At 68.6% G+C, this 14684-nt stretch carries 13 protein-coding genes; 3 read left to right on the top strand and 10 right to left on the bottom strand.

The genetic code is table 11. The features are described 5' to 3' along the window. Nucleotides 1-18 precede the first annotated feature (18 nt). The 3 genes from QFZ67_RS27425 to QFZ67_RS27415 are packed head-to-tail and all read right to left on the bottom strand — an operon-like array spanning nt 19 to nt 4534. The gene (locus QFZ67_RS27425; protein WP_307663731.1) at nt 19-888 is read right to left on the bottom strand and encodes an HAD family hydrolase; all 870 of its coding nucleotides are present in this window, start codon (nt 886-888) and stop codon (nt 19-21) included. Continuing rightward, nucleotides 885-3371, bottom strand: a complete 2487-nt coding sequence (locus QFZ67_RS27420; protein WP_307663730.1) for a phosphoribosyltransferase — start codon at nt 3369-3371, stop codon at nt 885-887. The genes QFZ67_RS27425 and QFZ67_RS27420 overlap by 4 nt, the downstream gene beginning before the upstream one ends. After that, entirely contained in the window at nt 3368-4534 is a 1167-nt protein-coding gene (locus QFZ67_RS27415) for an HpcH/HpaI aldolase/citrate lyase family protein (protein WP_307663729.1), read from the bottom strand. The genes QFZ67_RS27420 and QFZ67_RS27415 overlap by 4 nt, the downstream gene beginning before the upstream one ends. Nucleotides 4535-4711: 177 nt before the next feature. Here QFZ67_RS27415 and QFZ67_RS27410 point away from each other — a divergent pair, with 177 nt between their 5' ends. After that, a complete protein-coding gene (locus tag QFZ67_RS27410) occupies nt 4712-5596 on the top strand; it encodes a TerD family protein (RefSeq protein WP_307663728.1) in 885 nt (294 codons plus the stop codon). A 6-nt stretch (nt 5597-5602) separates the two neighbouring features. Here the strand turns inward: QFZ67_RS27410 and QFZ67_RS27405 are convergent, their stop codons facing one another. The 6 genes from QFZ67_RS27405 to QFZ67_RS27380 form a co-directional block, all read right to left on the bottom strand. Continuing rightward, on the bottom strand, nt 5603-6340 hold the full coding sequence (locus QFZ67_RS27405) for a Tellurium resistance (RefSeq protein ID WP_307663727.1): 738 nt from the start codon (nt 6338-6340) through the stop codon (nt 5603-5605). A 108-nt stretch (nt 6341-6448) separates the two neighbouring features. Further along, entirely contained in the window at nt 6449-7585 is a 1137-nt protein-coding gene (locus QFZ67_RS27400; protein WP_307663726.1) for a DUF475 domain-containing protein, read from the bottom strand. 75 nt (nt 7586-7660) lie between these two features. Then, the gene (locus QFZ67_RS27395) at nt 7661-8236 is read right to left on the bottom strand and encodes a TerD family protein (RefSeq protein ID WP_307663725.1); all 576 of its coding nucleotides are present in this window, start codon (nt 8234-8236) and stop codon (nt 7661-7663) included. Between the two features lie 104 nt (nt 8237-8340). Then, nucleotides 8341-8916: a TerD family protein gene (locus QFZ67_RS27390; protein WP_307663724.1), complete on the bottom strand. Its 576-nt coding sequence runs from the start codon at nt 8914-8916 to the stop codon at nt 8341-8343. A 122-nt stretch (nt 8917-9038) separates the two neighbouring features. After that, entirely contained in the window at nt 9039-9497 is a 459-nt protein-coding gene (locus QFZ67_RS27385) for a peroxiredoxin (protein ID WP_307663723.1), read from the bottom strand. Between the two features lie 108 nt (nt 9498-9605). Continuing rightward, nucleotides 9606-10043: a DUF3052 domain-containing protein gene (locus tag QFZ67_RS27380; protein ID WP_266544289.1), complete on the bottom strand. Its 438-nt coding sequence runs from the start codon at nt 10041-10043 to the stop codon at nt 9606-9608. A gap of 459 nt (nt 10044-10502) precedes the next feature. Between QFZ67_RS27380 and aceE the strand changes: the two genes are divergently transcribed. Both aceE and QFZ67_RS27370 read left to right on the top strand, forming a co-directional pair. Beyond that, nucleotides 10503-13235, top strand: a complete 2733-nt coding sequence (gene aceE, locus QFZ67_RS27375; RefSeq protein ID WP_307663722.1) for a pyruvate dehydrogenase (acetyl-transferring), homodimeric type — start codon at nt 10503-10505, stop codon at nt 13233-13235. Nucleotides 13236-13315: 80 nt separating this feature from the next. Next, nucleotides 13316-14110, top strand: coding sequence for a potassium channel family protein (locus QFZ67_RS27370; RefSeq protein ID WP_373430246.1), 795 nt, complete (start codon nt 13316-13318; stop codon nt 14108-14110). Between the two features lie 40 nt (nt 14111-14150). Here QFZ67_RS27370 and QFZ67_RS27365 read toward each other — a convergent pair whose 3' ends face one another. After that, nucleotides 14151-14522: a peptidase inhibitor family I36 protein gene (locus QFZ67_RS27365; protein ID WP_307663720.1), complete on the bottom strand. Its 372-nt coding sequence runs from the start codon at nt 14520-14522 to the stop codon at nt 14151-14153. Between the last annotated feature and the right edge of the window lie 162 nt (nt 14523-14684).

Below are 14684 nucleotides of genomic sequence, written 5' to 3'. Positions count from 1 at the left end.
TGGCCGCCCCGACCGCCCCTACCGCCCGGCGGCGGCGAGGCTGAACCGGCGCAGGATCTCCTCGCCCGCAACGACACCCGTCTCGCCGAGCACCTCTACGTTCGGGGCGATCCAGCCGCTGTCGGCGAGCTCTCCGTGGCCCGGCCGCCAGGCGCGGTCCGCGTCGAGCAGGAGATCGGCGTCGAGGAGGGAGTCCCCGGCGGCGAGGATCTGCGTGGCATCCGTACGGCGGGCCACTTCGCGGACCGCCGCGCTCTTGGTGAGCGGCTGGGGCACGGCGTAGATCTTGCGGCCCTGGAGCGAGACGGTCCAGCCGCGGCCCTCCGCCCACTCGGCGAGCTCCTTGACCCAGCCTTCGGGCAGCAGGCTGCGCTCGACGACGAGATACACGAAGAGGCCTTCGGCGATCCGCTCCTTGAGCAACCATGCGGGGTCGGCGGCCGCGAGGAGGTGGTCGCGTACTTCGGCGAGCGAGGCGCACTCGTCGGCGAGGCGTGCGGCGACCTGCCGATGCCATTCGAGGTCGGACACTCCGTCGACGAGGAGGTGCCCGCCGTTGGCGCAGATCGCGAACTCGGGGGCGGGGCCCGGGAGATGGATGCGGTGGTACTGCTCGCGGGTGCGGGTGGTGGTCGGTACGAAGACGGTGTCGGCGGCGAGCTGGGTCAGCAGCCCGGCCGCGGTCTCCGTGAGATACGACAGCGGCTTGTGTTCGTACACCTCGACGCAGAGCAGGCGGGGTGCGTCCGCGTCCGGCATGGGGAGCTGGAGGGCGGGGGCGGAGTAGATGAGTGTGCGGTCGAGGTCGCTGGCGACGAGCGTCTTCCTCTGCGTACGGGTCTGCGGCTGCGTACGCGGCTGCGGCTGCCTCTGCGCTGCGGTGCTCACAGGGCCGACACCGCCTTGCCGTCCGCGCCGGTCGCGCCGCGGGTGTACTGGGGGTGGATCAACCCGACGCAGGTGTAAGGAAGTTCGTCGACCTCCTCGACCGGTACGCCGCGCTGCTCGGCCAGCAGTCGCACATGGTCGAGGTCGGCGCCCGCGCCGCGCTTGGCGAGGATCTTCCAGGGGACGCGGCGCAGCAGTACGCGCGTCGTCTCGCCGACGCCCGGCTTGACCAGGTTCACATCGTGGATGCCGTACTCCTCGCTGATCCGCTCGACAGCGGCCCAGCCTTCCCAGGTGGGCGCGCGGTCCGCCGACAGAAGCTCCTTGACGTCGGCGTCGACGGCGGTCGCGACCTCGTCGAAACGGGCGGCGACGGTGTCCAGGAAGTGTTCCGAGACATCGCTGCCGGCGAGCTCGCGGTAGAACTTCGCGCCGTGGAAGTCGTTCGGGCCGACCAGGTCGGCGCGGAGCACCGTACGCGATATCAGGCCGGAGACCGTGGAGTTGAGGCAGGCGGAGGGGATGAGGAAGTCCTCGCGAGTGCCGTAGGTGCGGACACAGCCGCCGGGGTCGGCCAAGACGGCGATCTCGGGGTTGAAGCCCCCGAACTCGGCGAGCGCGTCGGCCAGTTCGCGGGTGATCGCGCCCTTGCCGGTCCAGCCGTCGACGAACACGACGTCGGCCGGGTCGTGGTGCTGCTGGAGCCAGCGCAGGGCGTTGGTGTCGATGCCGCGGCCGCGGACGATGGACACGGCGTAGTGCGGCAGGTCCAGGCCGTGCCGGTGCTGGGCCCAGCGGCGCATCAGCACGCCGATGGGGGTGCCGGCGCGGGCCAGCGATACGAGTACGGGACGCGGGGACCTCTCGGCGATGACGGTCTCGGTGACGGTTCCGACGGCGCGGGCGATTCGGGCCGCGGAGGTCTCCAGCGCGGCCTTGAACAGCGCCTGGTACTGGGCGCTGGGCTGGTACTCGACCGGCAGCGACTCCGCGTAGTGCGCGCCGCTCTGTATGGCCTCCTCGCGCTCCTCCGTCGGGGCCTCCAGCTCGGTCTCGGACAGATCCTGGAGCAGCCAGCCGACCTCGTCCGCCGCGTAGGAGGAGAACTCGGGGCCGCGGAGGGGCTCGGGCAGCATGGCAGCTCTTTCGGATACGTATTCGGGTACGTAACTGGGGACATAGCTCGGCACGACGGCCAGCACGACGTTCGGGGTGTGTGCGGCGAGCTGGGCCAGCAGGCCGTCGGGGGCGTGCAGTTGGGGGGTGTCGGCGGCCGAGTCGACGACGGCTACGACGGCGTCGAAGCCGGCGCCGGCGACGTTGTAGGCGTACCGCTCGCCGGGTCCGTCGGCGGGGTTGTCGTGGGCCGGGAAGACGAGGCGGCTGCGTATGGCATAGCCGGGGTCGTCGACGGCGAGGACGGGCGAGCGGGTGGTGGTGGAGTACCGCACGTCGGCGTCGATGACCTGCTCAAGGGCGGTCCCGAGGCGGAGAGGCACGTACATCAGCTCCTCGAACCCGAGCACGAGGACGCGACGCGAGCGGCCCGTGGCCGCGTCGCCGAGCGCGTCGGCGATGCGCGCGGCCATGCCCGGCAGCGCGTGCTCCAGCTGCTCCCGGTGCCGGGGCGTAAACCCGTGCCGTCCCCCGTCGGGCACCTCACGGGGCCACCCGAGCTCGACGCGCACGGCGCGGCGGGGGGTGGCTTGCGCGGCGGCCTGTCCCGCCGTGCCCGGCGGGACACCCGCCGCCCCGCCGACCGCCTCATGCTCCGCCACCAGCGCCTGGCCCTTCTCCAGCACGCCCTCCGGGAGCCGTAGCGTGCCCGACGCCAGTGCCACCAGGTCCACCCGCGCGCCCAGTTCCCGCGCGAGGGCCGACAGACGGTCGCGGTCGTCGTCCGAGCGCATATCGACCAGCGCCACGATCACGTACCGGTCGCGCGGGTACCGCTCGTGCAGGTCGCGGATCGTGTTGAGCACGGTGTTGCCCGTCGAGAACTCGTCGTCCACGAGCACCAGTGGGCCGTCCCCCGCCAGCAGCCGCGGGTCCTCCGGCAGCAGCAGGTGTGACGTCGCGTGCGAGTGGGACTCCTCGAAGCCGCCCGCCCGTTCCACGCCCTCGACCGGGCGGCGTGTGGAGTGCAGATACGGCGCGAGGCCCAACCCGTCCGCCACCGAGTGGCCAAGGCCGGTCGCCGTCTCCGCGTAGCCCAGGACCACTGCGCGTGACGCCGCGTCGGGGCCGAGCAGCTCCCGCACCCGCTCACCGAGCCCGTACCCCGCGCCGTACACCACCGCAGGTGACTGCGGCACATGCTTGCCCAGCACGTTCGATACGAGCAGATGCGCGCGCTTGGGATTGCGGCGCAGCGCAAGCCCCAGCAGGCCGCTCAGCGTCTCGTCTCCCACGAGCCCGACGCCGAGCCGCTCAGCGACCCACGTTCCCGACCACACCACGGTATCTGTCTCTCCCCTCGTCATTCAGCCGAGATTCCGGCCGTGAGCAGCTCCACGAAGCCGACCTCCTCCTTGGCCACCCCGAAGACCTCCGCACGCATCAGCGTGCGCTCGGCCCAGGCCCGGTGCGGCTTCACTTCATTCATTTTGTTCGTGTACGCGGAACGCATCACGCCTCCGCCGCCCCGCTCCGGCCGCAGGATGTCCTGCGCGTCGCTGAACTCTTCGTGACTGACGACTGACAGTGCGTGCACGGGCAGCACATGCGAGGGGTGAATGCAGGTCTTGCCCTGCAGCCCGTTCGCCCGGTCCAGCCCGATCTCGCGGAGCAGGCCGTCCAGGTCGTGCTCGATGAGCGCGGTGCGCAGTTCCTCCGCCCGGCCCTCCATGAAGGGGCTTCGGCGCAGCTGGGGCTTGAACATGCGCTCCTGGAGCCGGAAGTACTCCCAGACAGGGCCGGTCACGGTGTAGCCGGTGCCGTCCGCCCGTCCGAGGACGTTCACCACGTCGGCGATGACCGCGGCGACGATCTGGACGTCGTACGCGGTCATGTCGGGCGACCGGCGCAGCCCGTACGCCGAGCAGAAGTCCGTGACGCCGAGTCGCAGCGCCAGCACCCGCTCGCGGTACTTGTTCAGCGTGCGGGCGATCCCCGCGAGCGTCTCCGTCCTCGTCTCCAGGTGGAGCAGCTCCGGAGATTCCAGCACGGGCATCGCGAAAAGCCGCTGCCCGCTCGCCGATTCCGCGAAGGTGAGGGCCTCCAGAAACGGAACACCCCGCTCCTCCGTGAACTTCGGTAGTACGAATCCGGACAGTCTCCGGACCGAGGGGCCGAGCCGCTTCACCAGGCTCTGAATCTGCCCGGGCTCACGGACCCGGATGAAGAGCAGTGGCAGCTCCACGCCGCGCGAATCGAGGTCGGCGAACTGCCGGACCAGGTTGTCCTCGGCGGCGGCGACATCCGCGTCGTCGATGGAATCCTCCAGGCAGAGGACCATGGAGACGACTCCGCGGCCCACCTGCTTGAGCGCGTCGTCAGCGAGCTTCGGCCGGGTGGCCGGGCTGTAGAGGGTGGCGCCGAGCGCGGTGGCGAGCGTACGGGCAGGAGACGCGGCAGTGAATTCGCACGGCTCCTGGTGGAACAAGCTGTCGCGGACGGCAGGCGAAAGATGCCCGAAGTGACGCATTTGTTTCCCCCGTACTGCCTTGGCGGCCCGACTGACGTGGCCGGTAATAGTACGTACGACTCTGTGTCAAGAGTTCCCCAAGCCCATGAATTCCAGGTAACCCGCTTGCACCATGCCCATGTCCCGGCCGGAGAACAAGGGCCCCCGCGTTGTCCGCACGGCCACTGGGAAGGCAGGATGACGCTCATGACGCACGCGATGCTGAAGGGCTCGAACGTCCCTCTCGATGCCACGGCCGTACGGGCCGTGCTGCGCTGGACCCCGGGCGCCGGGGTCCCCGATGTGGACGCCTCCGCCCTGTTGCTCGGCCCCGACGGCCGCGTGCGCTCGGACGAGGACTTTGTCTTCTACAACCAGCCGCGCCATCCGTCGGGCCTGGTGCGGCGGCTGCCCAAGAAGCGTGTCGCCGAGCATCTGACGGACACGGTCGAGGCGGATCTCTCCTCACTCGACGCGTCGGTCGATCAGGTGGTGCTCGCCGCGTCCTCGGACGGCGACACCTTCCAGCATGTACGGGATCTGCGGATATTGCTCTACGACGCCGCCCTGGCCGACAGCGAGCCGCTGACCGTCTTCGATGTGAAGCCGGAGACGGGTGAGGAGACGGCGATCATCTGCGGCGAGCTGTACCGGCGCGGGGAGGGCTGGAAGTTCCGCGCGGTGGGGCAGGGCTACCCGACCGGTCTGGTGGGTCTGGCGACGGAGTTCGGCATCTCGGTGGACGAGGCGGAGGCGGCCGCGGAACCGTCGCCCCAGCCCGAGCCCCAGCCGGCCGCGCACACGGCACAGCCCGGGTACGGTTTTCCACACCCAACCGCACCTCAGCCACCAACGCCCCCGGCCCACGGCACGCCGGACGGCCCGCAGCCGGCATACGGGTACCCCCAGCCCGCGACCCAGCCGGCCGCGGCCCCGGCTGCCTACGGATACCCGCAGCCCGCCGCGACCCAGCCCGCCGCGTCGTCGGCCTACGGCTACCCCCAGCCCGCCGCCGCGGCGGCGTACGCGCCCGACCCGAACTTCCGGCTGCCCCCGATGGGCCCCCAGTTCGTACGGCCGTAAGCGCGGCTAGACCCGGTTCTTGTACCCGCGTCCCCACTGCAGGCCCCACCCGTACAACCGGTCCAGCTCCGCCTGGAAGCCGTACACGAACTTCACCTCACGGCGCACGACCAGCTCGCCCTTCACGTTCTCCATGGAGAACACGGCACAGGAGCGGGCCTGCGGCGCGCGTTCGTCGAGCTCTATCTCGACCCGCGGGCCGTTGCTCGGGTAGAGCGTCACATGCGCGTGCGTACGGTCGAAGGCCGGCGTCTGGTCGTAGATGTAGGCGAAGAACAGCAGCCGCTTGATCGACTCGCGGTGGTCGAGATTGACGTAGATCGTCTCGCCGGATGGGGAGCCGAACCGGTCGTCGCCGCTGAGCTTCACATACGGCGGCTCGTTGATGCTGCCGAAGAAGCTGCCCAGCGGCTGCACCACGCCCTTGCTGCCGTCCACCAGCTCATACAGACAGCCGAGGTCGAGGTCGACATTGACCACACCTTGGGTGTGTGCCTGGACCACATCGGGCTGGAAGAGCTTGAAGGGGTGCCGCAGCAGCCTGCCGCTCTGTTTGGACCTGCCCTCGATGTCGGACGTACGCATCCGCCAGGAGAGGTTGACGCGCAGATTGCCGGTGGCCGCGCCCTGTTTGGTGAGCGAGACCGTCGGGTGCCGTTTGGTCAGCTCGATGGAGTTCGTCGCGGCGCTGCCCGAGTCGAACTGCGGTGCCCTGCCCCGCCACAGGCTGTCCCAGAAAGCCATGCCCCACCCCCACATACATCGGTGAACCCCGCAGTGAACCCCGCGGGGCGGCACCGAGGCCGTGCCTCGGAACCGCCCCGCTCAGAGCGTTCCTCAATCCCCGCAGGGTCACACCTTCGCGGAGTCGCCCTGTGGTTCGATCGATTTCGCCTCGGCCTCCGCGATCGCCCTGTTGCGCCGCACCGATGACCAGAACGACCAGGCGATCAGCACGACGCCGACCAGGCCGGTGATGATCTCGCTGATCTGGTACTGGATGGTGACGAGGAGGATCACCGCGAGCGCGCCGATCGCGTAGTGCGCGCCGTGCTCCAGGTAGACGTAGTCGTCCAGGGTGCCCTGGCGGACCAGGTAGACCGTGAGCGACCGCACGTACATGGCGCCGATGCCGAGGCCGAGCGCCATCAGCACGATGTCGTTGGTGATGGCGAAGGCGCCGATGACACCGTCGAACGAGAACGAGGCGTCCAGGACCTCGAGGTACAGGAACATGAAGAACGCGGCCTTGCCGACCAGCTGGGTCGCGGAAACCTTCTTGCCGCGCTTCTTGGCCTCTTCCTCGGCCTCGTGCTCGCGCTCCTCCTCTTCCTCGATCCTGTTCTCGAAGTAGCCGGAGAGACCACCGACGACCAGATACGTGATCAGGCCTGCGACGCCGGAGAGCAGCACCGTCGCCGCCTTGTCGGCGTGCCCGGCGTGCTGGTGCGCCTGGGTCGCGAAGGTCATGGCGCTGACGAGCAGCACGATGAGCGCGATGCAGACCGACAGCATGTCGATCTTGCCGAGCTTGGCCAGCGGCCGCTCCAGCCAGCCGAGCCACTTGATGTCACGGTCCTCGAAGATGAAGTCGAGGAAGATCATCAGCAGGAACATGCCACCGAACGCGGCAATCGACGGGTGAGCGTCGGTGACCAGCTGCTCGTAGCGCTCAGCGTCGTTGAACGCCAGGTCGACCGCCTCGATGGGGCCGATCTTGGCGCTGATGGCAACGATCACGACGGGGAAGACCAGTCGCATGCCGAACACGGCGATGAGCACACCGATCGTGAGGAAGATCTTCTGCCAGAAGGCACTCATCTTCTTCAGGATTCCGGCGTTGACCACCGCGTTGTCGAAGGACAGCGAGATCTCAAGGACGGACAGGATCGCAACGATGCCGAACGCGGTCCACCCGCCGAACAAGACTGCTGCGACCAAGCCGAGCGCGGTGACCGCGAACGACCAGCCGAAGGTTTTCAGAACCACTGGAACCCAATCGTGTAATGGGGGCGCCCCCGGACGGAGTCTGGGAGAGGGCCTCCCCTCGCGCCGTACGCGGCTTTACGAAACATTGACCCCGAAGTCTAGAGCGATGCCTCGCAGCCCCGACGCGTACCCCTGCCCCACCGCTCGGAATTTCCATTCGCCGCCATAGCGGTAGAGCTCGCCGAAGATCATCGCGGTCTCGGTCGAGGCGTCCTCGCTCAGGTCGTAGCGCGCGAGCTCCTGGCCGTCCGCCTGGTTCGCCACCCGGATGAAGGCATTGCTGACCTGGCCGAACGTCTGGCCGCGGTTGTCCGCCTCGTGGATGGAGACCGGGAAGACGATCTTGTCGACGTTGGCCGGCACCTTGGAGAGGTCCACCAGCAGCGACTCGTCGTCCCCCTCCCCCTCACCCGTGAGGTTGTCACCGGTGTGCTCGACGGAGCCCTCGGGGCTCTTGAGGTTGTTGTAGAAGACGAAGTACTCGTCGCCGAGCACCCTGCCCGACTCGCACAGCAGCGCGCTGGCGTCGAGGTCGAAGGGCGCTCCGGTGGTGGAGCGTGCGTCCCAGCCGAGTCCGACCAACACCTGTATGAGGTTCGGTGCGGCCTTGGAGAGGGAGACATTGCCTCCCTTGGCGAGCGTGACGCCCATGTTCTTGGTCCTCCCCGGATGGCGGTGATGGTGAGACAGGCACGTCCGGCGCCGCACGGAGAATGTGCGGCGCCGGAAGCGGAAATGCTGCTGGTGCTGCTGGCTCAGACGTTCACGCCGAAGTCCTGCGCGATGCCGCGCAGGCCCGAGGCATAACCCTGGCCGATGGCTCGGAACTTCCACTCCGCGCCATTGCGGTAGAGCTCGCCGAAGACCATCGCGGTCTCGGTCGAGGCGTCCTCGCTCAGGTCGTAGCGCGCGAGCTCATTGTTGTCGGCCTGGTTGACGACGCGAATGAACGCGTTGCGCACCTGACCGAAGGACTGCTGGCGGCCCTCGGCCTCGTAGATCGAGACCGGGAAGACGATCTTCTCGACGTCGGCCGGGACCGATGCGAGATTGACCTTGATCTGCTCGTCGTCGCCCTCGCCCTCACCCGTGATGTTGTCACCGGTGTGCTCGACGGAGCCGTCGGCGCTCTTGAGGTTGTTGAAGAAGACGAAGTTGCCGTCGGTGGCGACCTTGCCCTCGGCATTGGTCAGCAGGGCGCTGGCGTCGAGGTCGAAGTCGGTGCCGGTGGTGGTCCTGACGTCCCAGCCCAGGCCCACGGTGACCGCGGTCAGGTTGGGCGCGGCCTTGGTCAGCGAGACGTTGCCGCCCTTGCTGAGGCTGACTCCCACGAGTCCCTCCAGGTGTTGTCAGGGGCAGCGCCCCCGTCGTGCGTTCGATGTCGGATCAACGAATGGATCCTAGTGACCGGTTCCCACTCAAACAGCCTTTAGCGCAGGGATCGCCCGAAGAATCAGAGGGTGTCCAGCGCCTTGACGTAGTCGTTCAGGTCGCGGGCGTCCGGCAGGCCGTTGACGACCGTCCAGCGGACCACGCCCTCCTTGTCGATGATGAAGGTTCCGCGTACCGCGCATCCCTTCTCCTCGTCGAAGACGCCGTACGCGCGCGAGGTCTCGCCGTGCGGCCAGAAGTCCGAGAGCAGCGGATACTCCAGGCCCTCCTGCTCGGCGAAGACGCGCAGCGTGTGGATCGAGTCGGTGGAGACGGCGAGCAGCTGGGTGTCGTCGTTGACGAACGCCGGCAGCTCGTCACGGAGCGCGCACAGCTCGCCCGTGCACACGCCGGTGAAGGCGAAGGGGTAGAAGAGGAGCACCACGTTCTTCTCGCCGCGGAATTCGGCGAGGCTCACGGTGCGGCCGTGGTTGTCCCTCAGCTCGAAATCCGGCGCCTTGGTGCCGACCTCGATCGCCATAGCGTGCATCCCTTCGACTCGGACAGTCCGTTTCCAGTGGTCTCTCACCCTACGCAGAAGGCCCCCGCCGACCTACGTCGGTGGGGGCCACGGGCCTGCTGCTGCGGCTCAGCGCTTCGACTTCGCCGCCTTGGGAGTCACCAGCCTGCTGCCGGTCCAGTCCTTGCCGGCGTTGATGCTCTTGGTCTGGGAGAGTCCCGCGGTCTGTGCGGCCTCGTTGATGTCGCTGGGTTCGACGTACCCGTCACGGCCGGTCTTGGGCGTCAACAGCCAGACGGCTCCGCCCTCGTCGATCAGACCGATGGCGTCAACCAGTGCGTCCGTAAGGTCGCCGTCCTCGTCCCGGAACCACAGCAACACGACGTCTGCGACGTCGTCGTAGTCCTCGTCGACGATTTCCTGGCCCGTCACGGCCTCGATGCCCTCACGGAGCTCCTGCTCGACGTCGTCGTCGTAGCCGATCTCCTGGACCACCTGTCCGGGCTCGAACCCCAGCCTTGCGGCTGGGTTGGTCCGCTCCTCCGCGTGGTCCGCGGTCGCGCTCACGGCTTGCCTCCTGATCGTTTTCGGAAAATGCTGCGGCCTCGCGCGTACGCGTGGCATTGGCCGTAGTCCACACGGGCGGGACGGATCGCGCAAGTACCCGGCCGTCCAGACCGCCGAAACGGTGACGTTTGCGGCCGTCTCGACGCAACTCCAGGCACGCTCGACGCCTTCTCCTGATTCATGGGACACCATTCGGCCGTCTTTGCGGCATTCTGCCCCTTCGGTGTGCCAATCGGAACCGAACAGTGAAACGAAACGCATTGACGGGTTGGGCGTAAGGTTGCGATTTGACCGGACCCGGAACAGCGGTTCGGGCCGCATCTCCCGGAGAACGGGGGTTACCCCTCGGTAGAGATGACGTTTGCCTTCCCGCGGTACACGATGGGAGGCGGCGCGACACCGAGCAGACATCCCGTACGTCCCGTAGACGCACAACCCATCGAACAGCGAAGGAATAGCGTGGCTTCCGGATCCGATCGCAACCCGATCATCATTGGCGGCCTTCCCAGCCAGGTCCCGGACTTCGATCCTGAAGAGACCCAGGAGTGGCTGGACTCCCTCGACGCCGCCGTCGACGAGCGGGGCCGGGAGCGCGCCCGCTACCTGATGCTCCGACTGATCGAGCGGGCCCGCGAGAAGCGCGTGGCCGTGCCCGAGATGCGCAGCACGGACTACATCAACACTATCGCCACCAAGAACGAGCCGTTCTTCCCCGGCAACGAGGAGATCGAGCGCAAGATCCTCAACGCGACCCGCTGGAACGCCGCGGTGATGGTCTCCCGCGCCCAGCGCCCGGGCATCGGCGTCGGCGGCCACATCGCCACGTTCGCATCTTCCGCCTCCCTCTACGACGTGGGCTTCAACCACTTCTTCCGCGGCAAGGACCAGGGCGACGGCGGCGACCAGATCTTCTTCCAGGGGCACGCCTCCCCCGGCATCTACGCCCGCGCCTTCCTGCTCGACCGCCTCAGCGAGGCCCGGCTCGACGCCTTCCGCCAGGAGAAGTCCAAGGCCCCCGACGGCCTGTCCAGCTACCCGCACCCGCGGCTGATGCCGGACTTCTGGGAGTTCCCGACCGTGTCCATGGGCCTCGGCCCCCTCGGCGCGATCTACCAGGCCCGGATGAACCGCTACATGGAGGCGCGCGGCATCGCCGACACCTCCCAGTCGCATGTCTGGGCATACCTCGGCGACGGCGAGATGGACGAGCCCGAGTCGCTCGGACAGCTCTCCATCGCCGCCCGCGAGGGCCTGGACAACCTGACCTTCGTCGTCAACTGCAACCTGCAGCGCCTCGACGGCCCGGTGCGCGGCAACGGCAAGATCATCCAGGAGCTGGAGTCGCAGTTCCGCGGCGCCGGCTGGAATGTCATCAAGCTGGTCTGGGACCGCTCCTGGGACCCGCTGCTCGCGCAGGACCGCGACGGCGTGCTGGTCAACAAGCTGAACACGACGCCCGACGGCCAGTTCCAGACGTACGCCACCGAGACCGGCGCGTACATCCGCGAGCACTTCTTCGGCGACGACCACCGGCTGCGCGCCATGGTCGAGAACATGACCGACGACCAGATCCTGCACCTGGGCCGCGGCGGCCACGACCACAAGAAGGTCTACGCGGCGTACGCGGCGGCCAAGGCCCACAAGGGCCAGCCGACCGTGATCCTCGCCCAGACCGTCAAGGGCTGGACGCTCGGCCCGAACTTCGAGGGCCGCAACGCGACCCACCAGATGAAGAAGCTGACGGTCGACGACCTCAAGCGCTTCCGGGACCGGCTGCACATCCCCATCACCGACAAGCAGCTCGAGGACGGCGCGCCGCCGTACTACCACCCGGGCCGCGAGTCGGAGGAGATCCAGTACATGCACGACCGCCGCAAGTCACTGGGCGGGTATGTCCCGACCCGGGTCGTGCGGTCCAAGCCGCTGGTCCTGCCCGAGGACAAGACGTACGCGGCGGTCAAGAAGGGCTCCGGGCAGCAGTCGATCGCCACCACCATGGCGTTCGTACGGCTGCTCAAGGACCTGATGCGGGACAAGGAGATCGGCAGGCGCTTCGTGCTGATCGCGCCGGACGAGTACCGCACCTTCGGTATGGACTCGTTCTTCCCGAGCGCCAAGATCTACAACCCGCTGGGCCAGCAGTACGAAGCGGTGGACCGCGACCTGCTGCTCGCGTACAAGGAGTCGCCGACCGGGCAGATGCTGCACGACGGCATCTCCGAGGCCGGCTGCACGGCATCGCTGATCGCGGCCGGCTCTGCGTACGCCACGCACGGCGAGCCGCTGATCCCGGTGTACGTCTTCTACTCGATGTTCGGTTTCCAGCGCACCGGCGATCAGTTCTGGCAGATGGCCGACCAGCTCGCACGCGGCTTTGTGCTGGGTGCGACCGCGGGACGCACCACCCTGACCGGTGAGGGTCTGCAGCACGCGGACGGCCACTCGCACCTGCTCGCCTCGACGAACCCGGGCTGTGTCGCGTACGACCCGGCCTTCGGCTTCGAGATCGCGCACATCGTCCAGGACGGTCTGCGCAGGATGTACGGCCCGGACGCCGAGGACATCTTCTACTACCTCACCGTCTACAACGAGCCGATCCAGCACCCGGCCGAGCCGGCCGACGTGGACGCCGAGGGCATCCTCAAGGGCATCTACCGCTACCAGGCGGGCGAGGCAGGCGCGATCCCCGCGCAGATCATGGCGTCCGGTGTGGCCGTGCCGTGGGCGGTCGAGGCGCAGCGGATCCTCGCCGAGGAGTGGAATGTGCGCGCCGATGTGTGGTCGGCGACGTCCTGGAACGAGCTGCGGCGCGAGGCCGTCGACGTGGAGCGGTACAACCTGCTCCACCCGGAGGAGGAGCAGCGCGTCCCGTATGTGACGCGGAAGCTGTCCGGCTCCGAGGGCCCGTTCGTCGCGGTCTCGGACTGGATGCGCTCGGTCCCGGACCAGATCTCGCGCTGGGTGCCCGGCACGTACCAGTCGCTGGGCGCGGACGGCTTCGGCTTCGCCGACACGCGCGGCGCCGCCCGTCGCTACTTCCACATCGACGCACAGTCGATCGTGCTCGCGGTGCTCACGGAGCTGGCGCGGGAGGGCAAGGTCGACCGCTCGGTGCTGAAGCAGGCGGTGGACCGCTACCAGCTGCTGGATGTGGCTGCGGCGGACCCGGGCGCTGCCGGCGGCGACGCGTAGTTTTCGTAGCGCTGTGAAGGGCGGCGGGACCCAGGCGGGTCCCGCCGCCCTTCGGCTTCCATACGATGCGTGGCATGACGATGGGTGGCATGAAGCAGCGAACAGCGCAGGTCCGGTGGGAACAGCGCATGCAGAAACCCCTGCTGGCGCTCGCCGTGGCGTTCGGCGTCGCGTACGCCGTGCCGATCGTCGCGCCCGACGCGGGCCGCTTGGTGCACACCGTCTGCACGGTCACAGAATGGGTGGTGTGGGGCGCGTTCGCCTTCGACTACCTCGTACGGCTGGTGCTGGCGCCGGGCAAGCGGCTGTTCGTACGCAGCCATCCGCTGGACCTGGTCGCGGTGGTGCTGCCGCTGGTGCAGCCGCTGCGGCTGCTGCGGGTCGTCTCCACACTGCTGCTGGTGGGCCGGCGGGCCAGGATGGCGCCGCAGGTCACGCTGACGACGTATGTCGGGGGCGCGGTGGTCGGGCTGATGATGTTCGGCTCGCTGGCCGTGCTGCATGTGGAGCGGGACGCGCCCGGCGGGAACATCAAGACGCTGGGTGACGCGGTGTGGTGGTCGTTCACGACGATGACGACGGTCGGATACGGCGATCACGCGCCGACGACGGGACTCGGGCGGGTGCTCGCGATCGGGCTGATGCTCTCGGGGATCGCGCTGCTCGGTGTCGTCACCGCCAATATCGCGGCGTGGTTCATCTCCCGCTTCGAGCGGGACGACGCGGAGGAGCGCCGGCAGACGGCGCTCCTCGAAGCGCTCATGCAGGAGGTCAAGGACCTGCGGGCGGAGGTCGGGCGGCTGTCGGGAGCGGACGCCGGGGCCACCGCTCCCGTACCGGCGCCGGGCCCTGTGCCCGAGCAGTCCGTCGGCTAGCTCTCCCCTGGTTCTCCCCCAGCTTCTCCCTTGGCTCTCCCTAGCGCTCCCAGATCTTGAACGCCCTTACCCCGTACGGCGATTGGGGCACCCAGGTGCCGCCACCCGGGTAGGTGTCGAACTCCCCCGTCTCCTCGCACTCCGCCGACTGGTACGTGGTGACGGGCCGCCCGGTCCGGTTGGCGAGCGCCTGCGCGGTGGTGCCCGGCGGCAGCGGCACACAGCTCTCGATGTCCGTGCCGGACAGTTCATGGGCCTGGCGGGCGCCCTTGAAGTTCCCCTTCTCCCAGAGGCAGAGCTCGCCCGCCGCGCACTCCCCGAGGCGGGGCTGCGCGGCGGTCGCCGTCTGCGGCGCCAGTACTGCTGCGGCCAGGACTCCGGCCGTGACTCCGGCCGTGACGATCTTGCGCATATCGTTCAACCCCCGTGTCGTACTGATCACTTGCTGATCACTTGACCGCACCCTGACCTGCGGCGGACGGGGCGGGGAAGGGGGTACGGCGCACATCACCCGGATAGGTGACAGCCCCGCCGGGCGGGCCGGGCGGGGCTGTCGTACGCACGCGGTTGACGT

Origin of the sequence: Streptomyces sp. V1I1, assembly GCF_030817355.1 — a bacterium.
Taxonomy (GTDB): Bacteria; Actinomycetota; Actinomycetes; order Streptomycetales; family Streptomycetaceae; genus Streptomyces.
The sequence above is the reverse complement of the archived record's forward strand: the minus strand, read 5'-3'. Positions and strand labels throughout refer to the sequence as shown.

What these genes read in the sequence shown, in the direction of transcription:
- QFZ67_RS27420 (WP_307663730.1), bottom strand. Translation starts at nt 3,371, where the DNA reads ATGACGAGGGGAGAGACAGATACCGTGGTGTGGTCGGGAACGTGGGTC.
- QFZ67_RS27415 (WP_307663729.1), bottom strand. Translation starts at nt 4,534, where the DNA reads ATGCGTCACTTCGGGCATCTTTCGCCTGCCGTCCGCGACAGCTTGTTC.
- QFZ67_RS27410 (WP_307663728.1), top strand. Translation starts at nt 4,712, where the DNA reads ATGACGCTCATGACGCACGCGATGCTGAAGGGCTCGAACGTCCCTCTC.
- QFZ67_RS27405 (WP_307663727.1), bottom strand. Translation starts at nt 6,340, where the DNA reads ATGGCTTTCTGGGACAGCCTGTGGCGGGGCAGGGCACCGCAGTTCGAC.
- QFZ67_RS27395 (WP_307663725.1), bottom strand. Translation starts at nt 8,236, where the DNA reads ATGGGCGTCACGCTCGCCAAGGGAGGCAATGTCTCCCTCTCCAAGGCC.
- QFZ67_RS27385 (WP_307663723.1), bottom strand. Translation starts at nt 9,497, where the DNA reads ATGGCGATCGAGGTCGGCACCAAGGCGCCGGATTTCGAGCTGAGGGAC.
- QFZ67_RS27370 (WP_373430246.1), top strand. Translation starts at nt 13,316, where the DNA reads ATGGGTGGCATGAAGCAGCGAACAGCGCAGGTCCGGTGGGAACAGCGC.
- QFZ67_RS27365 (WP_307663720.1), bottom strand. Translation starts at nt 14,522, where the DNA reads ATGCGCAAGATCGTCACGGCCGGAGTCACGGCCGGAGTCCTGGCCGCA.